Source organism: Phocaeicola paurosaccharolyticus JCM 15092, assembly GCF_000613805.1.
GTDB lineage: Bacteria > Bacteroidota > Bacteroidia > Bacteroidales > Bacteroidaceae > Phocaeicola > Phocaeicola paurosaccharolyticus.
Genome location: NZ_BAJR01000006.1, coordinates 20,733 through 43,904 on the forward strand (window position 1 = coordinate 20,733; position 23,172 = coordinate 43,904).

Annotated in this window: 18 protein-coding genes, 1 tRNA gene and 1 pseudogene; 3 read left to right on the forward strand and 17 right to left on the reverse strand. The window is 37.2% G+C overall.

Annotated features, from left to right (window positions below):
* Positions 1-97 precede the first annotated feature (97 nt).
* Entirely contained in the window at positions 98-1,846 is a 1,749-nt protein-coding gene (locus JCM15092_RS04455) for a helix-turn-helix domain-containing protein (protein WP_024993610.1), read from the reverse strand.
* A gap of 178 nt (positions 1,847-2,024) precedes the next feature.
* On the opposite strand from JCM15092_RS04455, the gene JCM15092_RS04460 reads away from it, so the two are divergent.
* Complete coding sequence (locus tag JCM15092_RS04460; protein ID WP_024993611.1) at positions 2,025-3,377, forward strand: MATE family efflux transporter; 1,353 nt, start codon at positions 2,025-2,027, stop codon at positions 3,375-3,377.
* A gap of 197 nt (positions 3,378-3,574) precedes the next feature.
* A tRNA-Ser gene (locus JCM15092_RS04465) sits at positions 3,575-3,659 on the forward strand.
* Positions 3,660-4,278: 619 nt separating this feature from the next.
* Here the strand turns inward: JCM15092_RS04465 and JCM15092_RS04470 are convergent.
* The 3 genes from JCM15092_RS04470 to JCM15092_RS04485 all read right to left on the reverse strand — a co-directional run bounded on the left by JCM15092_RS04470 (position 4,279) and on the right by JCM15092_RS04485 (position 8,272).
* The gene (locus tag JCM15092_RS04470; RefSeq protein ID WP_024993612.1) at positions 4,279-5,568 is read right to left on the reverse strand and encodes an O-acetylhomoserine aminocarboxypropyltransferase/cysteine synthase family protein; all 1,290 of its coding nucleotides are present in this window, start codon (positions 5,566-5,568) and stop codon (positions 4,279-4,281) included.
* Between the two features lie 406 nt (positions 5,569-5,974).
* The gene (locus tag JCM15092_RS04475) at positions 5,975-7,672 is read right to left on the reverse strand and encodes an acetylxylan esterase (RefSeq protein ID WP_084488445.1); all 1,698 of its coding nucleotides are present in this window, start codon (positions 7,670-7,672) and stop codon (positions 5,975-5,977) included.
* Positions 7,673-7,723: 51 nt separating this feature from the next.
* Positions 7,724-8,272 carry a sugar O-acetyltransferase gene (locus JCM15092_RS04485; protein WP_024993615.1) on the reverse strand — a complete coding sequence of 183 codons (549 nt, stop codon included), beginning with the start codon at positions 8,270-8,272 and terminating at the stop codon, positions 7,724-7,726.
* Between the two features lie 202 nt (positions 8,273-8,474).
* Between JCM15092_RS04485 and JCM15092_RS04490 the strand changes: the two genes are divergently transcribed.
* On the forward strand, positions 8,475-9,689 hold the full coding sequence (locus JCM15092_RS04490) for a DcaP family trimeric outer membrane transporter (RefSeq protein ID WP_024993616.1): 1,215 nt from the start codon (positions 8,475-8,477) through the stop codon (positions 9,687-9,689).
* Positions 9,690-9,773: 84 nt separating this feature from the next.
* Here JCM15092_RS04490 and miaA read toward each other — a convergent pair whose 3' ends face one another.
* The 13 genes and pseudogenes from miaA to JCM15092_RS04550 all read right to left on the reverse strand — a co-directional run bounded on the left by miaA (position 9,774) and on the right by JCM15092_RS04550 (position 23,168).
* Complete coding sequence (miaA, locus tag JCM15092_RS04495) at positions 9,774-10,709, reverse strand: tRNA (adenosine(37)-N6)-dimethylallyltransferase MiaA (RefSeq protein ID WP_024993617.1); 936 nt, start codon at positions 10,707-10,709, stop codon at positions 9,774-9,776.
* 116 nt (positions 10,710-10,825) lie between these two features.
* On the reverse strand, positions 10,826-11,380 hold the full coding sequence (locus JCM15092_RS04500) for an IS1096 element passenger TnpR family protein (protein ID WP_024993618.1): 555 nt from the start codon (positions 11,378-11,380) through the stop codon (positions 10,826-10,828).
* 50 nt (positions 11,381-11,430) lie between these two features.
* Entirely contained in the window at positions 11,431-12,198 is a 768-nt protein-coding gene (gene lpxA / locus JCM15092_RS04505; RefSeq protein WP_024993619.1) for an acyl-ACP--UDP-N-acetylglucosamine O-acyltransferase, read from the reverse strand.
* Positions 12,199-12,209: 11 nt separating this feature from the next.
* A pseudogene (locus JCM15092_RS14925) lies at positions 12,210-13,594 on the reverse strand (bifunctional UDP-3-O-[3-hydroxymyristoyl] N-acetylglucosamine deacetylase/3-hydroxyacyl-ACP dehydratase).
* Positions 13,595-13,603: 9 nt separating this feature from the next.
* Positions 13,604-14,641, reverse strand: a complete 1,038-nt coding sequence (gene lpxD / locus JCM15092_RS04515; RefSeq protein WP_024993620.1) for a UDP-3-O-(3-hydroxymyristoyl)glucosamine N-acyltransferase — start codon at positions 14,639-14,641, stop codon at positions 13,604-13,606.
* 119 nt (positions 14,642-14,760) lie between these two features.
* A complete protein-coding gene (locus tag JCM15092_RS14930; RefSeq protein ID WP_439645899.1) occupies positions 14,761-15,636 on the reverse strand; it encodes an HD domain-containing protein in 876 nt (291 codons plus the stop codon).
* A 32-nt stretch (positions 15,637-15,668) separates the two neighbouring features.
* A complete protein-coding gene (locus JCM15092_RS17985) occupies positions 15,669-15,995 on the reverse strand; it encodes an HD domain-containing protein (protein ID WP_439645898.1) in 327 nt (108 codons plus the stop codon).
* A gap of 91 nt (positions 15,996-16,086) precedes the next feature.
* On the reverse strand, positions 16,087-16,914 hold the full coding sequence (pyrF, locus tag JCM15092_RS04525) for an orotidine-5'-phosphate decarboxylase (protein WP_024993621.1): 828 nt from the start codon (positions 16,912-16,914) through the stop codon (positions 16,087-16,089).
* An 11-nt stretch (positions 16,915-16,925) separates the two neighbouring features.
* Positions 16,926-18,035 (reverse strand): peptide chain release factor 1, encoded by a 1,110-nt coding sequence (gene prfA / locus JCM15092_RS04530; protein WP_024993622.1) that lies wholly within the window; start codon positions 18,033-18,035, stop codon positions 16,926-16,928.
* Between the two features lie 23 nt (positions 18,036-18,058).
* Complete coding sequence (locus JCM15092_RS04535) at positions 18,059-18,262, reverse strand: hypothetical protein (RefSeq protein ID WP_024993623.1); 204 nt, start codon at positions 18,260-18,262, stop codon at positions 18,059-18,061.
* Between the two features lie 17 nt (positions 18,263-18,279).
* Positions 18,280-19,446, reverse strand: coding sequence for an AIR synthase-related protein (locus JCM15092_RS04540; RefSeq protein ID WP_024993624.1), 1,167 nt, complete (start codon positions 19,444-19,446; stop codon positions 18,280-18,282).
* Between the two features lie 144 nt (positions 19,447-19,590).
* Positions 19,591-20,766 carry a Wzz/FepE/Etk N-terminal domain-containing protein gene (locus JCM15092_RS04545; protein ID WP_024993625.1) on the reverse strand — a complete coding sequence of 392 codons (1,176 nt, stop codon included), beginning with the start codon at positions 20,764-20,766 and terminating at the stop codon, positions 19,591-19,593.
* A gap of 8 nt (positions 20,767-20,774) precedes the next feature.
* Positions 20,775-23,168: an SLBB domain-containing protein gene (locus tag JCM15092_RS04550; protein ID WP_024993626.1), complete on the reverse strand. Its 2,394-nt coding sequence runs from the start codon at positions 23,166-23,168 to the stop codon at positions 20,775-20,777.
* Positions 23,169-23,172: the final 4 nt, after the last annotated feature.

A 23,172-nucleotide genomic window follows, 5' to 3' on the forward strand; every position in this document is an offset into this window, starting at 1 on the left:
AAAAAAAATAGTAGATAAAAAGCTCACCTTTACATATATAAATATCGGCAATTGCTGTTTTTGGCAAAGAAAAATGGCTTTATATAGTGTAAGAATGCTATTTTTTCTCTTTTATCTCAATAACTTTTCGTCTGTATTGCGATGGAGTCATGCCAATTGAGGATTGAAAAAGAGAGTAGAAAGTAGAGATTGAGTTGAAACCAAGCTCAGCAGAAATTGCCTTAAGTGGGGTATCGTTATCAGGATCTGAGAGTAGCCTGACTGCCTCTTCAATTCTGAAAGAATTTATGTAATGGGTGAAAGATAAGTTTGACTGCTCATTTATAATACGTGACAGATAAGTTCTGTTTGTACCAAGCAGATCGGCTACCTTTTCTTTAGTAAGCATATTATCCTTATAGATTTTCTTCTCACGCATTGTCCTCTCTAAAACTCGGAACAGTTCATCGCTCTTCTCTTCTGACAAAGATGAGGCTGCGTATTTTTCACTATTGACTTCTGCTTTACATCTCTGCTCAAGATCTTCAATGTGGCGTTGCATATCATTCTCTCTCTTAATTGCCTCTTGATTCTGCTTTACAATAGAGATATACAGTCTGTTCTTTCTTCTATATAGATAATATAATAGCAGAAGTACTATTACAATAATTATAAGGATAAATGTCTGTTGCTGAATTCTCTTCTCTTTCTGTACTACCTCTATGCGTCCCTGTTTTATCTGATTCTCCTGACGCTCAGTATCGTATTTGAATCGTAGCTCACTAAGGTCTCTCTCCTTATCTTTATTGAATACACTGTCGTTCTCATATCTGAATACCTTGTAATATTGCAATGCATTATCGAACTGGTTGAGTTTTTCATAACACTGCGATATTGTTTCGTATATGGCGCTTCTATGAACAGCATTCGTTCTGGCAAAGGATATAGCTAATCCTTGCTTGAGTATTTTTATGGCCTCTTTGTACCTGTTTTGTGCCATAAGAACCTTTGCATAACCTATATGTGCATATACTACAGAGGCAGTAGGAGATGATTTTTTATCATTCATGGCCTCCTTGTAATAATTCATAGCTTGTGGATACTCCTTCAACTCGGACAAAAGATTGCCAAGCAGGTTGTACGTGTTAGCTTGGTCATAGAACTCATTTTCTTTAATAAGCTTTTCAGCCTCCATTACATATATAGTAGCCTTGTCATTCTGCTTTAGCAGGAAGTACATATATGCAGTGTTGATTGCTCCCTGATAGATTATTGATGGATCATTCATCTCATGTCCAAGGTCATAACTCTCTTGAGCATATTTTAAGCCGGCAATATCTCTTTTTAGATAGTATATGCTTGCCAGTTTACTTAGTAGCAGTGCATATTGTTGCTGATAATTATGTTCTCGGGCAAGAGAGATTCCTTTGAAGAGCCATTGTATTGCTCGGTAATAGTCAGTATCTATATTAGCAGAATATTGTCCAAGTGCTCCATAAACAATTGATAGTGCCGAGTCATTCTTTGAATATATGGCAATATCATATGCATTAAGAAGATTCTTTTTTGAGACCTTTTCTCGACCGCTCATCATCTGAGCTTCTCCTTGATAGAGAGATGAAAAGAGTATTAAATTCTGGTTATTATTTTTTTTACCTATATTCTTCATGTATTCAGAATAGGTAACCACTTTCGAAAAATCACCCTTATTCAGATAGAAACGACATAAAAAGTTTAGTGACTTGCTGTTATCATGATGACGTTTTATTACTTCGAGGTGATAGGCAAGTTCCTTGTTCTTTTTCTGGGCACTTGTACCGACTGAAATGAGAAGTAAGGATATCAGGATTATAATTCTATATTTCATCTCGATGTATGATTTTTACCATGCAAATATAGTAATTATAATATTTATAAGGATCAACTCTATCTCGCTCATAACCCTATTTTATGAGAACTATGTTTAAATAATCATTTATTGATTCTTTTGATGAAATAATATATAATTTTGCCATCTGAAACAAAATAGAACATTATACTATTATATGGCAGCCACTAAAAATATGACCTCAGGCAAGCCTTTGCCTCTAATATTAAACTTTGCCATGCCTCTGTTGCTTGGTAATATTTTACAGCAGACATACTCTCTCGTAGATGCTATTATTGTGGGTAAGTTTCTTGGCATAAATGCTCTTGCATCTGTTGGAGCAAGTACATCAGTAATATTCCTAATTCTTGGATTTTGTAATGGATGCTGTGGAGGTTTTGGAATACCTATTGCTCAGAAGTTTGGTGCACGTGACTATGATAGTATGAGAAAGTATGTTGTTACCAGTATTCACCTTGCAATTGTTATTTCAATTGTATTGGCTGTAATAACCTCATTACTCTGCTCAGATATTCTGACAATGATGAGCACTCCAGAGAATATTTACGATGATGCATACAGATATCTGCTTATAACATTTATAGGAATTCCATGTACATTCTTTTACAATCTTCTATCAAGTATCATCAGGGCTGTTGGCGATAGTAAAACACCTTTTTGGTTCCTGCTATTGGCGACTATACTTAATATAGTTCTTGACCTATTTTTTATTCTGGTAGTAGGGTGGGGAGTAGCCGGAGCAGCTATAGCTACACTACTGGCACAGGGTATATCGGCTGTCCTATGCTATATATTTATGATAAAGAGGTTTGATATACTTAAAATTAACTTCCGAAAATCCAAGTTTGATAGACGTCTCGCTTCACATCTGTTATACATAGGTGTACCTATGGGTTTGCAGTTCTCAATTACCGCAATAGGTAGTATAATGTTGCAAAGTGCCAATAATGCACTTGGTACAGCTTGTGTTGCAGCTTTCACTGCGGCGATGCGTATAAAGATGTTCTTTATGTCTCCTTTAGAGACTTTAGGAATAGCTATGGCTACATATTCCGGACAGAACTTCGGTGCAGGTAATCCAAGGAGAATTCTTCAAGGGGTTAAGGCAAGCCTTTTAGTTATGATAATATATTGGTCGTTTGCTTTTATTATCCTTATGACTTCAGCACGCTATATTGCTATGCTCTTTGTCGATGCGTCAGAGTTTGAAATATTGAATAATGCAGAACTTTTCCTTCATATATCAGTATCATTCTTTCCTATACTTGGACTATTGTGTATATTGAGATATACTATTCAGGGGGCAGGCTATACAGGACTAGCCATGCTTTCCGGAGTATCCGAGATGGTAGCCAGAATACTGGTAAGTATTTTTGCAGTTCCTGCTTTTGGATATATAGCAGTATGCTTTGGTGATCCTACAGCTTGGATATTTGCAGATACATTCCTTGTATTTGCATTCATATATGTCTATAAGAAACTGCTTCAGCTGAAAGATGCGAAAGGATAATAAAAATTTTGTTTGTCTCTTTCAGTTCATATAACATAATTGGTTGAGAATATGTATCATAGCATTTCTCATTATGATTTTAATAGATAAGCAATTATATTTTTATTTCAAAAAAGGGGATAAGCTCTTGTAAGATTCAGAAAAATATCATACTTTTGCAACGCTTTCACAAGGAAAGTACTTCACTAAAGGAGTTTGGAGAGGTGGCAGAGTGGTCGATTGCGGCGGTCTTGAAAACCGTTGAACTGCGAGGTTCCCGGGGTTCGAATCCCTGTCTCTCCGCAAAAAGAATTTCAAAAACAAACAAAAGCCTGTAAAATCATTGATTTACAGGCTTTTTCATTTTTAGGCAGTATTCAAATTATTCAAAAGTTAGAATCAGCGGATATTTTAGGTTTTTTTGGATCTGCGGATTTATTAAGTTGTTTTCACCTTCTTGATTAATAATATTTTCTCTGTTTCATGTAAAGAAAAGAGAGGATGAATCATTTTCATTGTTCAGAATATTAATCATGATAAACTGTTCAACCGATCATGATTCATTGCTCAACCGATCATGATCGGTTCGTTATCCGATCATGACAGGTTTTGCGACACAGATAATAGACCTGTTTCATGTACAGAAGGCAGGTGCAGGGGCTGAACTATGCCGGTGCTGAATGATTTAATGCAAAGCTATAATCTTTCAGGGTTACATTTAGAGGATTGATTATGTAAATTTCTACTTATTAAGGGTTACTAAACTGTATGCTTAGTTGGTTAAATCCCCAAAGAATAGTAACTGAGTCAAGTTGCGTGTCTTCTAGATACAGTCTGTATATATAAAGCATAAGTCTACTTACAAGAATCAGTATTTTATTTTGATTCCCGTTAGTAGACTTATGCTTTTGACTTATGTTAATTATACCTGTTTGAAAGCTTGATCTAGGTCTGCTATAATATCATCAATATGCTCAGTGCCTATTGAGAGGCGGATAGTAGAAGGAGTAATGTGCTGCTGTTCCAGTTCATCTGGTGAGAGTTGTGAGTGTGTTGTACTGTATGGGTGGATTACAAGACTTTTTACATCTGCAACATTTGCAAGCAAAGAGAAAATCTGCAATGAGTCTATAAATTTCCAAGCCTCTTCTTGACCGCCTTTTATTTCAAAAGTGAAGATTGACGATGCTCCGTTCGGATAAAGTTTCTTATATAGATTATTATCAGGATGCGAAGCCAAAGCAGGATGGTTGACTTTAGTAACTTTAGGATTGTTGGCTAGATAATCCACCACTTTCAAAGCATTGCTCACATGACGCTCTACTCTTAATGATAATGTCTCTAGTCCTTGCAGAAGAAGAAAGGAATTGAATGGTGAAATTGTAGCACCTGTATCACGTAGAATGACTGCACGGATGCGTGTAACAAAGGCTGCAGAGCCGGCTACATCTGCAAAAACAGCACCATGATAACTTGGGTCTGGTTTAGCAAGAGTTGGGAACTTGTCCGCATTTGACTTCCAGTCGAAAGAGCCTCCATCTACAATTACACCACCAAGTGACGAACCATGTCCACCTATGAATTTGGTAGCTGAATGCACTACTATGTCTGCCCCATGCTCAATAGGTCGGATAAGATAAGGTGTGCCGAATGTGTTGTCGACTATTAGAGGAATGTTATGTTTATGTGCAATCTCTGCTACTTTATCTATATCAAGTACATCACTGTTAGGATTACCAAATGTTTCGGCATATATTACCTTAGTGTTTGGACGGATAGCTGCCTCTATAGCGTCGAAGTCTGAGAAGTTTACGATACTGTAATCAATTCCTTGAGTAGTGAGTGTATGTGTTATTAAATTATATGAACCACCATATAGGTTATCGGCAGCCACAATGTGGTCTCCATTTTGCAGAATATTTTGCAGTGCATATGTTACCGCAGCTGCACCAGAAGCAACAGCCAGGCCAGCTACGCCACTTTCAAGGGCAGCTACACGCTGTTCAAATACTCCTTGTGTGGAGTTAGTAAGTCTGCCATAGATGTTACCGGCATCACGAAGTCCGAAGCGGTCGGCTGCATGCTGCGAATTGTGGAATACATACGAAGTAGTCTGATAGATAGGTACTGCGCGTGAGTCAGTAGCAGGATCAGCCTGCTCTTGTCCGACATGAAGTTGGAGTGTCTCGAAATGAAGTCTTTTCTGTGCCATAGCTGTATATTTTTTGTTATTATTATATTCGTTGTTATTTTCTGCTACAAAACTATTTATTAGGAATAATATGGCAAAGGAGAGACTATAAATAGGAATATATTATAATTATCTATAGCTTTTAAAGAATTATATTCTGAGGAATGAGGGTAAATAGTCTTCTAAAAGAATGACTCAAATACAACTATTTGATTAAACTAAAACGCGAAATTATGATGTGTAGCAATTATTGAGTATTTAGGGCAAATGTACTCTGAAAGAGATAAGGGAATGGATCTTTAGGGTAAATTATTAGCTTAATTATATTTATAAAACGTCTGGTGCCTATAGCCGATGAGCTGTAGGCACCAAATGAATAATATAATTATCTTAATTAATAACTTCAGAATGTTTTTTATTACAGATTCTACAGTTTTGACACTTCGTCGAACCAATCAAGAAACATCTTTCCGTAATTTGATTCACCAAGATGGCTGTCATTTGGGTAGATGGTGTATTGCTTTGGTGAGTTTATCAGGTTGTAAGCCGCGAAACCTTGATGTGGAGGACAGTCGTCATCAAAAAGTGATGTGGCAAAGTTTACTTTGCATTTTATTCTTGGTGCGAAATAACGGGTATCAATCAGATCTTGTATATTCATTGCATCAAAGAATGAGCAGCAATTATTATAATACTTAATGAAGTTATACAACTCTGTTCTACATATTATTCTTGTCTCAATAGAGTGTCGTATGTCGCATGGGAAAGGATCGAAATAGGCACAGGCACTTATTCTGTCATTACATAGTCCGGCTGTTACAAGTGAGAGACCTCCGCCCTGGCTACCACCTTCGACACCGATATGTTTCTTGTCTACTTCAGGACGTGATGAGAGAAAATCAACTGCGCGAACACAATCCATATAAATTGCACGGTAGGCTATGGAATCGCTGTTGCATAGCTGGTATCCCCATATTCCAGGTAAGCCAAAGCCGGGGTTAAACTTATCAGCACTAATTCCATGTCCACGTACACAGAGAGCAAAATCTATCCTGTCGGTACTCATTTTTGAAAATTTCTCTACATCATTGAATCCATATCCGTACCCTGGCACATGCAACAGAGCACGATGTTTAGAGCTGTTTTTAGGGACAAAATAGTAACCTCTTATAGTTAGATTTCCCAAAGACTGCATCTCTACTATGTAGCAGTTTCTTGTACCATAGCTCAGTGAGTCAACCTTATGCATCTTAAAATTGGGTGATACTTTGGCCAGTTCATTTTTTGCTTTATTCCAATATGAATCGAAGAATCTGCTCTCAACATTGTTGCACTCTATTTTCTCAGGATTTATTGCTACCCATTGTACATCACCACAATAGCCTTTTCCATGTAGAACGGCACTACATTGGTAGAATCCTGGTTTAGATGCAGTTTTGGAGATATCCAAAAGAATATTGTTTTTGGCACTATTAACAGCTATAACTGTATCGAGAAGCAACTTATGGAAATCATTCTCTATTTTGATACTTAGTTCACCTTTTGTACAACCTTTAGTTTGTATTGATAAGATAGGATTTTCATTTATGAAGAGATGGTTTTTACTATTGACAGATATCTTAACCTCTTCCTTGCATTTATTGTTCACAGGAGTAATAGTGAAGATGTTGTGACTAATTCCACCAGTATATCCTAAATTTTCGCAAAGAAGTTCAACGCTGTTTTTACCTTTCTTGAGTAGCTTTTTAGGTAAAAGAATCTCTGTAGTTCTTTTTCTATCACCCCAGAAATCGGTATTTACATTTGTAGCAACTTCTTTTCCATTTATCCTCATTGAAAGGATGTGACATTGTACTTTTGAACTAATCTTGTATTGCAGATTTGGCTGATTTACATTAAATTCAGTGGAGAGTGTGCATTTCCCATCTGCTCCGAAGTAGTTTTGTCTCTCCCAAGATAGTAGTAGAGAGATGTTGTCTTCTGCTGCCATGTCTCGTGTTGCTAACGATGAGGGGTCTGAGAAACTAATTTTCCAATCCAATGGAACGAGGTTTTGTGCAGAAGATTGTTTTACCGATAGTAGTAATAGAAAAATAATAGAGTTAAATAAAAAGCGTGTTTTCATTTCTGTAAATTATATAATTTGGTCAAATGTTTTTCGTATTGTAAATACAAATTAGTTTTGTTTAATTACCCTGGCTGGGTTACCAACTGCCGTTGAGTTTTCCGGGATATCTTTTGTAACCACACTGCCTGCACCTATGATACATTTATCTCCTATGGTTACTCCGGGACAGATTATAGCTCCTCCACCTATCCAACAATCACGTCCAATATTCACTGGATAAGCATACTCTTTATTTTCTCTTCTTTTCATATAATCCAAAGGGTGGTGTGGAGTATATATCTGTACATTAGGACCAACGAGTGTATTATCACCTATTGTAATATATCCTCCATCAAGGAATGTGCAGTTGGTGTTTATGAATACATTGCTGCCAAGACGTATTCCTGAGCCATGGTCGCAATAGAAAGGTGGCATTATTATAGTTGAAGGAGACATCGATGGTATCAGTTCTTCAAGTAAGCTACGATATTTATCATCATAGATGCTCATATTTCTCATCTTTGCAATGAGAATTTTAGCATGTTTGAAGCTGTCCAGTATTTCTGGGTCAGACATATCTGCTAATTGCCCGGTACGCATTTTGTCTATCTCTTTCATATATAATGCTATAAAGTTACAAAAATAATATTATTAATTTATTAATGTCTGATATAAAGGATTATAGCTATTGTGGTTGATTTATCTCAAGAAATTCACTTATGTGTATAAAAAAACGTTTTCAGCTTGTAAATATTGATTAAAAAGGATAATTATTTTAAAATAATAGTAATTTTGCGCTCTATTTTATAAACACAAATCTATGAAAAGACTTTTTGTTTACGCCTTTGCTTTATTGTTTATTTTTGGAGCAGATGCACAGGAAAAAAAGATAAGTTACAAGTTCTATGGACAGGTAAGGAATGACTTATTTTATAATAGCCGATCAAACGAGGAATCTGTTGATGGTATATTTTATATGTACCCTAAAGACAGAGTGTATGATGAGTTAGGAAAAGATCTAAATGCTACAGCAAACAGCAATTTCTATTCAGTATATAGCCGTTTAGGCGCTGATGTCGCAGGACCTGAGTTGTGGGGTGCAAAGACTTCTGCAAAGATTGAGGCTGACTTTCGTGGTACCGGTACTACGTTGTCAGTTGTACGTTTAAGACATGCGTATATAAATCTGGCCTGGGAAAAGAACTCTCTTCTTATAGGTCAGACATGGAGTCCATTGTATGGCGACGTAGCTCCTCAAATTCTTAACCTTAATATGGGTGCTCCTTTCCAACCATTTAGTCGCGCTCCTCAGGTACGTTTCCAACGCAATGAAGGAAAGATGAGATTTACTGCAGCTCTATTGTGGCAGTCACAGTATCTTTCACAAGGTCCAGCTGGAAAGAGCAATATTTACATCAAGAATAGCTGCATTCCTGAGATGTTTGTTGGATTGGATTACAAAACTCCGGCATGGTTAGTTGGAGCCGGAGTAGATATGATCTCTTTAGTACCAAGAACTCAAACTAATGTTGGTGAAAAGGTATATAAGGTAGACGAGAGAATTACATCTCTTTCTTATGAAGTACATCTGAAGTATAATGCTAATAAGTGGTACGTTGCAGCAAAGAGCACTCTTGGTTCAAACCTCACTCATGTATCTATGCTCGGTGGCTATGGTGTAACAAATGTGGATAATGCAACAGGTGAGCAGAAATATACTCCTATAAGAAATAGCGCATCATGGATTAATGTAGTTTATGGAAAAACATGGAGACCAGGTCTATTCTTTGGATATATGAAGAATTTGGGAACTTCTAAAGATGTTTCTACTCTATATGGTATCGGCACAAATGTAGATAGAATAATGAGTGGTACAGCTGAGCTTACATATAATCTACCTAACTGGAAATTCGGATGCGAGTATAACTACACTTCTGCTTGGTATGGAAAGTTGAATCATTCAAATGGTAAGATTATTGATACTCATTCTGTAGGTAACAACAGAGTTGTCCTTACAGGCATGTTTATGTTTTGATAGAGTCTTATTCTAAATATATAATCCGCAAGCCATAAAGTTTGCGGATTTTTTTGTATTCCAATGTAATTCTCTCAATATTGACTACATATAAATTTTATTTTTTAGTATAATATGTGAAGATATCTTTTCGGATAAGAATGTCATTATCTCCTCTTTTTGATCAGGATTAAACCAATTGATCTCTTCATCACGCTTAAACCATGTCATCTGCTTTCGCGAATAAATTCGTGAATTCTGTTTTATCTTATCAATAGCTTCTTCTATACTATATAATCCATCGAAGTAGTAGAATAGCTCTTTGTAGCCTACGGTATTTAGAGAGTTCAGCCCTTTGTATTGATATACACTCTTAGCCTCTTCAATCAATCCCTCAGTAATCATGGCGTCTACTCGCTGGTTTATCCTGCTGTATAGTTCCTCGCGATCTCTTGTGAGGCCGATTTTAATAATATCAAATTTGCGCTCTTTTTTGGTCGCAGTACGGAAAGATGTATATGTCTTACCTGTCATATAGCATATTTCGAGTGCATGAATAACTCGTTTAGGATTTTTTAGGTCTACTATATTGTAGTATTCAGGGTCTAACAATTTAAGTTCCGCGCACAACTTATCCAGTCCTTCTTCCTCATATCTGCTCATCATTATTTCTCGAGTCTCTTTATCGACAGTTGGGATATCATCTATTCCTTTGCATACAGCGTCAATATACATCATAGATCCTCCTGTTAGGACAACAGTTGAATGAGTCAGAAAAAGCTCATCTAATTTATTCATGACTTCCGATTCATATTGAGCAGCGCTATAATAATCATCAAGTTTCAGGATACCTACAAAATAGTGCTTTACTCTAGCCAATTGTGATGGAGTAGGAGCTGCTGTTCCAATCTTCAGATCTGTATATATCTGCCTTGAGTCAGCAGAAATGATGGGCGCATTAAAGTATTCGGCCACTGAGAGGCTTAAATCAGTCTTTCCCACTCCCGTAGGTCCAATTAATACTATTAGTCTTTTCTTCATTGGCTGAATATTTGGTAAAAGAATCGTGATTTTAAAAAATCACCCACGTTACAGGAAGTGTTACGTGGGTAATATATTTTCAATGAGAAGATGCACCTCTCAACGCAATGTCGTTATTATAAACTCTCGTTGTCTATAGGGCTTGAAGCTCCGTCAATGTCAAATCCTTCAGGATCGAATTCTTCTATGTCAAAGTCCTGATCACCGTAGAAGTTTTCGTCAAGGTCAACATTAGAAGCTGTAGCAGATAGTTCTTTGTCAAAATCTATAGTCTGACTTGGAGCATCTCCCTCACTACGAGAACAAACTGATTGTTTTAAATTTGTACCTGTTATAATTTCAGATAGTTCAATGAAGAATATTCTTTCAGAAAGAGGGTCGAAGATGTAGATAAGTTTCTGTTTTTCATCTTCTATCAATTCACTCAAAGGAGTATCTTTCATTACGTAAGTATCCTCTTCCGAACTGCTGCCCATATCCTCAAGAGTTATCTCTTGTTGTTTTTCCCAATCATCATCGCAGATAAAAAATGACGTCATTTGATCATCATTATATCCAGTAGCTTTAAGTATAGCAGTATGAAAATCGAAGAAAGTGGCTTCTGAATCTATTTTTATTTCTCTAATGAAATTATCAACTTCGTCAGAAATTATTGTAAATCTGTAAACCATATATTCGTTTAAATTAGTTCTATATATACGTAAAGGTATAAAAAACTTTATTATCTGATTATTCCTCTTTGAGAATTTTCAATAAAGGATACTATGTATTCTATTTCTGGGCTCATAGGTATCTCTTCGCGGACTTTTGAAAGAGCTTCAGATACATTTAACCCGGCCTGATAGATAATGCGATAAGTATTATGTATGTTCTCGATTAACTCATTAGAAAATCCTCTTCTTCTAAGTCCTACAATATTAATACCAGCATATGTAATAGGATCTCTTCCTGCAATAATATAAGGAGGGATATCCTTGCTAAATCTTGATCCACCCTGAATCATTACATAACCACCGACATGGCAGAACTGATGCATAAGAACTGCTGCACTTATTATAGCATTGTCATCTATAATAATTTCACCAGCCATTTTGGTAGCATTCCCAATAATACATCCATTACCTATTATCGCATCGTGAGCTACGTGAACACCTTCCATCAGGAGATTATTGTTACCAACAACAGTACGTCCTTTTGCAGATGTACCTCTGTTTACAGTAACATTTTCACGAATCTTGTTATTGTCGCCTATTTCTGCTGTTGTCTCTTCGCCCTGAAATTTCAAGTCTTGTGGTATGGCACTGATTACAGCACCTGGGAAAATTGTATTTCCATTACCAATTCTTGCACCATATAGAATGGTAACATTTGGCATGATAACATTGTTGTCACCAATAACAACATTCTTATCTACAAAGACAAATGCACCGATTTCTACATTCTTGCCAATTACTGCATCGGGATGTATACACGCTAATGGACTAATCATTTATTCTATCTTTATTTATTTTTAATTATTTGTGCCATAAATTCTGCTTCACATACAATGTTCTCACCAACGAAAACATATCCTCTCATGGTTGATATGCCGCGGCGTATTGGAGCAATAAGCTCAACACGGAAAATCATTGTATCGCCAGGTACTACTTTCTGACGGAATTTAACATTGTCGATCTTCAGGAAGTATGTTGAATATCTTTCTGGTTCATCAAGTGAGTTCAAGACTAGCAATCCACGCATTGTGCCATGGCTTCAATCTGAAGAACTCCAGGCATAACAGGTTCTTGAGGGAAATGTCCCTGAAAGAATGGTTCGTTTGATGTTACATTCTTTACACCAACAATATAGTTTGCTCCGATAGCAATCACTTTATCCACTAATTGGAATGGATATCTGTGAGGAAGGAGTTCACGAATACGGTTGACATCCATTATTGGAGTCTCATTACAGTTGTATGTTGGTGCCTGAATTTCGTGAAGCCTTATCTCTTTACGAATTCTACGGGCAAATTTATTGTTGATAGTATGTCCTGGACGAGTTGCAATAATACGTCCTTTAATTGGTTTTCCAACTAAAGCAAGGTCACCTATTATATCAAGTAGTTTATGACGTGCAGGTTCATTGTCCCATACCAATGGAACATGGTTTATATAACCAAGTTGGTTAGAATCCATATGAGGTACACGCATTACATCAGCAAGCTTGTCATATCTGTCTTGTGACATCTGGCGTTCGTAAATTACGATAGCATTATCTAAGTCTCCACCTTTGATAAGTCCTGCATTAAGAAGAGGTTCTATCTCACGAACAAAGACGAATGTTCTTGCAGAAGCAATCTCTGTAGGGAACTTCTGCATGTCTTCCAATGTAGCAAACTGATTAAAGAGAATCTTTGAATCGTAAGAGATCAATGCATTAACACTGAAATTCTCATCAGGAAGTACAATTATAGAAGAACCAGTCTCCTCATCACGGAATTCTATTTTAGACTTGATTATATAGTAATCTTTTACAGCAGTCTGTTCTTCTATACCAACACGTTGTATGTTCTCAACATAGAATTTTGCACTACCGTCAAGGATAGGGAACTCAGGTCCGTTAACCTCTATAAGGCAGTTGTCTATGCCAGCAGCATAAAGAGCAGCAAGTGCGTGTTCTACAGTGCTTACCTTTACTCCATTCTTAACAAGAACAGTACCTCTTGTAGTTTCGCCAACATTTTCTGCTACTGCATCAATGATAGGTTGGTCTTCAATGTCTATCCTCTTTATTTTGTAACCATGGTTCTCAGGTGCTGGATTGAATGTCACAGTCAAGTTTACTCCTGTATGGAGGCCTTTTCCATATAGTGAGAAACTGCCTCTTAATGTCTTTTGTTTCAACATGAGCTATATTTATTTAATATTTTGCTTAAGTTCTTTAATCTCTTTTTTTAATTCCGCAATAGTTGCAGCCATATCAGGTAGATTTTTGAAGTAGATGGATGATTTCATATACTTCTTAGCATTGAATGCAGGTGCACCCATGATAGTCTGATTTGATTTCGTATTTCCTGCTACACCGGATTGAGCTCCTACCTGAACTGCATCGCCTACTCTTATATGGCCGGCAAGACCTACCTGTCCACCGAACATACACCATTCTCCAACTTTTGTAGAGCCTGCTACACCACATTGAGAAGCCATAACGGTATTTGAACCGACTTCTACATTGTGGGCAATCTGAATAAGGTTATCGAGTTTTACTCCTTTGTGAATTATAGTAGCACCCATAGTTGCTCTGTCAACACATGTGTTTGCACCTATTTCTACATCATCCTCAAGTTTGGCAATTCCAATCTGTGGAATCTTTTCGTATCCTTCAGGAGAAGGTGCAAAACCGAAACCGTCTGCTCCGATGACGCTTCCTGAATGTAATATACATCTGTTACCAACGATACAGTCATGATATATTGTCACATTAGGATATATGATACAGTCATTACCCACTTTAGCTCCGGCACCGATGACTACGTTAGATTCAATAATAGTATTATCACCTACTGTCGCACCATCCTCAATACAAGCAAATGGAGCGATGTAAACATTCTCACCAACTTTAGCTGACTCAGAAACATAAGCCTGTTTAGAAATTCCTGTTTTCTTAGGTTTGCTGCTTTCATATAGAGTCATAAGTTTGGCCAGACTTTCGTAAGCATTGTCAACTTTAATAAGAGTCGCTTTAACTTCCTGCTCAGGCTCAAAATCCCTGTTTACCAACACAATGGAAGATTGAGTGTCATATATATAATGAGTGTATTTTGGATTTGAAAGAAAAGAAAGTGCTCCAGGTATACCCTCCTCAATTTTTGCAAAAGTGTGAACCTTTGCATTTTCATCACCGACAATTTGACCCTGGATATATTCTGCGATTTGTTTTGCTGAGAATTCCATAATATTATGTAATCTTTTTCTTATTATTTCATATTAATGCATGGCAACTTTTTGTCTATGCAAATTAAGATGCAAAGTACGCTATTTTTTTTTAGATATTTGAATAAATAGCTCTTTTTTTAATATTTGACGTTTTCAAAACGATAGTAGCAAGTGTAATATTTCTTTATCTTTCTCGATAATAGAGAGATGTTAAGCATGTCCGATGCTTGAGAAATATCTTTCGTAGTTCCGTCTTTATATAGTATCTCTATACTGTCATCTTCCTTTTTATACATGTTATTTTCCAAAGAAGATGAGGCCAAGAAATATCGTGCATCTTTTTTACTTATTGATAGTGCCTTGCATATATTCGATATGATATCAGCTTTCTTCTCCTTAGGTATTGGGGTAGAAGAGACCTCTACTTTAAAAAGATTTCTGTTTATTATGCCTTTGCTCAGTGTTGATAATATAATATCCTCATTAGCACTCCATACTTTCAGTGAGGTCCATAAATCATTATCGTCAAGTAGAATGAAGTTGTCAATAGGTTCACTCTTTGTATAAAAATCCTCTTTGCAAATATCATTGTAAAGAAAATAACGCAAAGCAGGTGAGGCGAATAGCTCTTTGCCTTGGTTGGCAAGTTCTTTGGCACGCATAAGTGCATTTACTAGCATCTTCTCAAGTGTAACCGATGTTTTATGAAGGTAAACTTGCCAGTACATAAGTCTTCTAGATGTCAGAAAATTCTCTATGGAATAAATGCCCTTTGACTCTACCACCAGATGATCATCTTTCACGTCTAGCATCTTGATTATTCTTGCAGAGCCTATATTACCTTCTGATACACCTGTAAAGAAACTATCTCTTCTCAAATAGTCCAATCTATCCATATCAAGCTGGCCGCTGACAAGCTGATGTAGGAATTTCTTAGGATATTCATCTTTAAAGATCTGAATAGCCAAGGTAATCTGACCTTTTAGGTCTCTGTTTATTCTCTCCATGAGCATGAGAGATATCTCTTCGTGGGTGAAATCCTTAATCAATGTATTCTCGAGTACATGTGAGAATGGACATGACCTATGTCATGGAGGAGTATTGCTATTTGTACTGCCTCAACCTCGCTGTCGAAAATAAAGTTCCCTTTTGCTTTTAGATGCTGTATAGCCTCACTCATCAAAGAAAAAGCTCCAAGAGAATGTTGGAATCTAGTATGTTGAGCCCCCGGATAAACAGCAGAGGAGAGGCCTAGCTGTTTGATACGGCTTAGTCTTTGAAATATTGGATGTGTTATCACATCATAGATCAATCCCTTTGGTATATTGATGAACCCAAAAACGGGGTCATTTATTATTTTCCTGTCATTCATACATACTGTTTTTAAGTGTATACCAAAAAAGAGCTGGTGCAATTATTAAAATATTTGCAACAGCTCTTTTTGTCTAGGCTATTAATATTACTTATAGGATGTTTTTCAATTCCTTTTCCATCTGCTGTTGCACCTTAAGTGCTTCTTCTTCTGCAACCTTAGCAAAGTTCTCATCATGTCCGGCATATATGATTGCGCGACTTGAGTTCACGATAAGTCCACATGTAGAGTTCATTCCATATTTGCATACCTCTTCCAAAGAACCACCTTGAGCGCCTACGCCAGGGACAAGAAGGAAATGGTTTGGAGCAATCTTACGTATATCCTCGAACATACGTCCTTGAGTAGCGCCAACTACATACATCATGTTCTCATCATTTCCCCACTGCTGGCTCTTACGAAGTACTTTTTCGAAAAGTCTCTCGCCATTTTCATCGGTTGTAAGTTGGAAATCTTGTGAACCTTTGTTGCTTGTCAACGCAAGTAGAATAACCCACTTACCCTCATAGCTAAGGAAGGGAGTTACACTATCTTCACCCATATAAGGGGCAACAGTGATAGAGTCAATATTTAGTTCCTCGCCGAAGAAACTACGTGCGTACATAGATGATGTATTACCTATGTCACCACGTTTTGCATCAGCAATGATGAACTGATCCGGATAATTTGTCTTTATATATTTGATAGTTTTCTCGAAAGCCATCCATCCTTTTAAACCGAAACACTCATAGAAAGCCAGATTTGGCTTATATGCTATACAGTATGGCGCAGTAGCATCAATAATAGCTTTGTTGAAAGCGAATATAGGATCTTCCTCTTTTAATAGATGTTCAGGTATCTTCTTAATATCAGTATCCAAACCTACACAAAGGAATGATTTCTTTCTCTTTATATTTTCAAATAATTCTTGCTTGTTCATAATAAGATATTTTAAAGTTCACTCTCCTTCATGCGCTCTGCATTCTCAGCTACTATAAGATGGTCAATGCAATCTTGTATATCACCATCCATAAAAGCATTCAGGTTGTATATAGTATAATTAATTCTATGGTCAGTGATTCTTCCCTGAGGATAGTTGTATGTACGTATCTTTGCAGAACGGTCACCTGTACTGACAAGAGTCTTTCTACGGTTTGCTATATCGTCGATGTACTTCTGATGTTCACGGTCGTATATGTAGGTACGAAGACGTCCCAAAGCACGTTCTTTATTCTTAGGTTGGTCTCTCGTTTCAGTACATTCTATAAGAATCTCTTCAGAAACCCCTGTATTCGGATTTGTCCAAGGATAACGTAGACGTACACCCGATTCAACCTTATTGACATTCTGTCCTCCAGCACCACCACTTCGGAATGTATCCCACTTTATCAATCCCTCCTGTATGACAACATCAAATTCATCTGCCTCAGGAAGAACTGCTACTGATGAAGCCGATGTATGAACACGTCCCTGTGTCTCTGTAGCAGGTACACGTTGTACGCGGTGAACGCCAGACTCATATTTCAATGTTCCATATACCTTGTATCCGGTTACGTTGCATATGACCTCTTTATATCCACCGGAAGATCCTTCAGTGCAACTGCTTATTTCGCATTGCCAACCTTTTGTCTCAAAATATTTCAGATACATGCGTAGCAGGTCTCCGGCAAATATAGCAGCTTCATCACCTCCGGCACCTCCACGAATTTCAAGAACAGCATTCTTGTCATCTTCAGGATCGGCAGGGATGAGCATGAGTTTTATCTCCTCTTCAAGTTCAGGTATTCTATCTTCACTTTTAGCTATCTCTTCGCGTGCCATCTCTTTCATATCAGGATCATCTTCTGAGGATAGGATTTCTCGTCCCTCCTTGATATTGGCAAGCATAGCTATATATTCCTTGCGGGCCTTCATCAGGTCCTCAAGTTCTTTGTATTCACGGGTAAGTTTTACATAACGTTTCTGGTCTGCTATTACTGATGGGTCAGTGATTAGCGTAGAGACCTCTTCGAAACGAGCAATAAGCCCCTCTAATTTTTCTAATATTGTATTTTCTGCCATTCTTATAATGGTATAAATTATTTCTATTTACAGAGATAAACAGTCCATCTATATTGTCTAGTTATGATATTGAAACATATCACTACCCATCCAAATGTGCCTAACATCCATGCAATATCATGTATCTTGAATGAACGGGCATTTATCAGCAGCCATGACTCGTAACACATATATGCTGTTACAAGAGTACTGGCCAAGCAACATAGAAAGAAAGTAAACTTTTTCATTAAAACAAAAGTTTATTTTAATAGTTGAATTCTCCGAACTCAGACTTGATTGTCAGTGATTTTTCGCCCTCTTCAACATGGCCGATAATCTGAGCTTCAATATTGAAACTCTTACTTATCTCAATAACCTTTTCAGCATTTTCAGGTGATAGATATACTTCAAGGCGGTGTCCCATATTGAATACCTTGTACATTTCACTCCAGTCGGTACCACTCTGTTCTGCTATTGTACGGAACAATGGAGGAACAGGGAACATGTTGTCCTTTATAACACGGCAGTTATCACTTACGAAGTGGAGAACCTTAGTCTGAGCACCACCGGTACAATGTACCATACCATGAATTTCAGGTCTTAGTTCATCAAGAAGTCTCTTTACCACAGGGGCATAAGTACGGGTAGGAGATAGGACAAGCTTTCCTGCATTTATAGGAGAACCTTCTACTGAGTCTGTTAATTTCAGCTGACCGCTATATACCAACTCTTCAGGTACTGCGTGATCATAGCTTTCCGGATATTTTTCAGCAAGATATTTTGCAAATACGTCATGACGTGCACTTGTAAGACCATTACTTCCCATACCGCCATTGTACTCTTTTTCATAAGTAGCCTGACCGCAAGAAGAGAGACCTACAATAACATCGCCTGGATGAATATTAGCATTATTTATAACGTCGCTTCTCTTCATACGGCATGTGACTGTAGAGTCAACAATTATTGTACGTACTAAATCACCAACGTCAGCAGTCTCACCTCCGGTAGCATAAATGCCTATACCCATATTTCTCATCTCGTTGAGTAGTTCATCTGTACCATTAATGATAGCAGAAATAACTTCTCCCGGTATGAGCATTTTGTTTCTACCAATAGTGCTAGATACTAAGATATTGTCTACAGCACCTACACAAAGAAGATCGTCAGTATTCATAATCAAAGCATCCTGAGCGATACCTCTCCAAACATTTATATCTCCGGTCTCTTTCCAGTACATATAAGCCAATGAAGATTTTGTACCGGCACCATCAGCGTGCATAATATTACAATACTCTGGGTCTCCACCTAGGATATCAGGGATAATTTTGCAGAATGCCTGTGGAAAAATACCTTTATCTATGTTTTTAATTGCGTTGTGCACATCTTCTTTAGATGCCGACACACCTCTTTGCATGTATCGCTGATTACTCATGAGTTAAACATTTATTATTCAATTGGATTTGCAAAAGTAGTCATAATTTTGCTTATAGCATTGATAAATTATAAAATCTTGAAATGAAAAACGCCCATGTTTTTTGACAGACATGGGCATTTTTTAATATTTAGATTATTCTTATTAATCAGAAATCAATTTTTCTGCTTCTTCTGTTTCATTCTGTTCTTTAATTTTTTCTTTCAAGTCAGTATGGAACTTACCAATAAATTCAGCACCGAACAATATCCATGCAGCAGATAGACAGAATCCTAGGAAACAAAATCCTAAAACAACCATTTTTCGGCTTGTACCCGACGGAAACAAAGGCATTGTAGCCGGTTGCACTACGGCAAATACAGGTTTCAACTCCTGTATTTTTGCTTTAGCCATCTCTTTTTGTTGCTCCATCTGAGTATATAGCTGATTTGCAAGGCTGGCCTCTTCTTGAAGACGTTGTTTCTCGCTGTTTACAGATTGTAAAATAACGCTACGGTCAAAATCGACACTTACAGCATATGCTGCTTGTGCTTTAACAAGTTTTTTATGTGCCTCATCGGCTAACATTCTATAATAATCGTAGTCTTCTTTCGCTTTTTTAGTACGATAGTTTATAATATATTCTTGAAGTCTTTGACATACGGTATCTGCTACTTGAGTTGCAATCTGTGGATCGTCCATTGTAACAGTTATAGTTGTAATGCCGGTTTTCTTGTCTACATCAGCAGAGATATTTTTTGAAAGTACACCTACAACACCATACTCTTTTCGGTTAAGTTGTGCAGGGTTTACCTTCTTGTTCTTCTTCTCCTTCTCTTCTTTACCGAAAATAGATTCCTTAAATGTGGCAAACCAACCTTTTGGTTCATCCTCTTTAGATATATATTTATATATAGATATAGGACGTCCAGGTTTTGCTCCTTCGCGAATCTCTTTAGGTGTCACATAAGGTGTTACTTTTATATCAAACAGATTTGTGAGGAATGGAGTGCTGGCACATATCTCTGGGAAGAGAGTAATATTAAGTGCATCACTTCCGCCTGTTCCTATAGCACTATTCATGCCTAACATGCTTGCTATACCTCCTAAGCTACCTCCGGAGTTCTTACCTTGTACTTCAGGGGCAAGAGTAACACTTACTGTATACTTCTTTTTCATCTGAAGAGATACTACTACTCCAAGGACTGCAAAAGCAAAAGAGAATAGAATAATAAATACTTTGCGGCTCCATAGTTTAGCTGCTAGTGCGGCATAATCTATCTGAAATTCCTCTTTGTTTTCTTCTGTCTGAGAATCATTATATAGTTCTTCTTTATCCATGAAACCAATTATTTAAGTATGTTAGCAATAGATGCGATCATAGTAGCCAAAGATGCAGATGTTGTTGCAATACCTAAGATGTTCTGTAAATTATTAGGATTACGTTGTCTGACAGGAACTATAATCTGTGAACCAGGTTCAACTTTTGAATTCCTCTTAGCTTTGTTTATATGACCATTCATGTAAACGATATATGCTCTGCTCTTTTTAGCATTCTGGCTATATCCTCCAGCCTCTTCTATGTAATCTCTTACTTTTAGCTTAGGAATATAGGTGATGGTATTTGGAGATGTTACAGCACCGCTAATACTTACTGTATTAGTGTAAGTAGGTATAAGCAATTTATCACCTTCACGTAATACTAGGTCATATTGACTTCCCGGCTGTTCCAATGCTTTGTCAAGTTCTATTCCGACATAATATGTATTTCCAAAATCAAGTTGTTCAGTGCTTATTGAATCATTTCCTTGTTTCAATGAGTTAAGTACATCTTGCATTTTTCTACGTTCAGCATTATTAATAGTACGTTCTAGTCTGGCACCTTTCACATAAGCAAATTTGGTTACTCCACCTGCCTTTTTTACAAGGTCGCTCATTCGCTCATTCTTGTCTGTCATAGCGAAAGTACCGGTGAAATTTACTTCACCATTTACAATTACGTTCTGCTGAACGTGGTAGGCTGGGCTACGGCGAACATATACCTGATCGTATGGCTGTAGCACAAACCCAGGTTCTCCCTCAACGACAAAACCATCCTTAAGACTGAAACTGAAAAACTCACCAAGTTTATTGTCTGCTACATTTGCTCCTGAATCTTTCACACGGCGTGAAACATCAATACGTGCTGTTGAAGCAGATTCAAGCATGCCTCCTGCTTGAAGGATGAGATCCTCCAAGGTTGTATTATCTGCATAAGGGAATGTTCCTGGAGCAGCAACCTCACCATATATACTTAATGTACCTCTGTCCTTTAAGTCATATATGCTTGGGATGAAGAGAATATCGTTATTACGTAGCTCGATATCAGGGCTTGTTCCTTTCATTATACTTTCAACGTCAACAGGCAATACCTCTAAGCTACGGTCTGGACGTTCACGATGTAAAATAGCTCTGCTTGTAAATGCCTCTGGAAGTAGTCCGTCTGCTTTGTATATAAGTTTTCTTACAGTGTTTATTTTATCACTTAGCTGGAAAATACCAGTACGATAAACAGCACCTTTAATTTCAATTCTATTTTCGAATCTAGACAATAGTCCGCTGACTTCAACTTCATCTCCATCTTTCATCTTGAAGTTCTCAAAGTCAATTTTATCAAGAGTCTCAACAGTAAACTCCTTACCATTCTGTCGAACTATAGTAACACTATTTGTATAAGCTGATTGTCCGAAACCTCCAGCATAATCAAGTAATTTCTTAAAGCTCTCTCCATTTTTCATCTCGAAATACATAGGCCTTTTTACTTTACCCTTTATATTTACAAGGTTTGAGTATGTAGGAACCAAGATAACATCTCCCTCTTCAAGACGTATATCATTGCGACGGTTGCCGTTCATAAGGAAATCGTATACGTCAATTTGAGCTACTGTTCTTCCGTAGCGTACAACCTTTATATTACGTAATGAACCTTGATCCTTAATACCTCCGGCTTTATAGAGAGCATGGAATACTGTAGAGAAAGAACTTACTTCGTAAGTACCAGGTTTTTGAACTTCTCCAAGTACGTTAATCTGTATACTACGTATCTGTCCTAAGGAGAGTCGTATATCTGAGCGAGAACCATCTCTTCCCAAGCCTGCGTATATAGCTCCCAATTTCTTTCTCAGGAAGCTGTTAGCTTCATCAATAGTCATACCGCTAAGGTACAAAGGACCTAAAACGTCGACGTTGATGCTACCTTCAGGAGATATTACGCTGCGCATTGTAGTCTGGTTTGCACCGAAAATGTCGATTATAACTTCATCACCCGGTCCTAGCTTGTAGTTACGTGGGGTAGCTAGATTTTCGTTTGGAGCGAAATTTAGATTTTTGTTATTGAAGATATCCTGACCGAAAACTTTTGATGTAGTTAAGCTGATATCTTCACTGCTTGCTACTTCTGCTTGGTTGTCTTGATTTATCAGATTGTCCTCTCGCTTATTTGAGGTAATATGTAAACGACTTCCATTATCTCTGGAATAGTCATGAGTAGAAGCCGAATCATACATCTTTTTTACTCGCTCTGCCTGATCTCTGGTAACTCCCTTTAAGGCAAGTTCCTCAGCCATTATTTTTTGATTTTTACCTTGCTGTACTCCATTTTGAACATATTCAAGTACCTGTTGGTCAGTCATTGTACTTTGTGCAAAAGTGGCACCTACAAAAAATAAAGAAAACAGACTGCAAGTGATAATCCTTTTAATCATACTC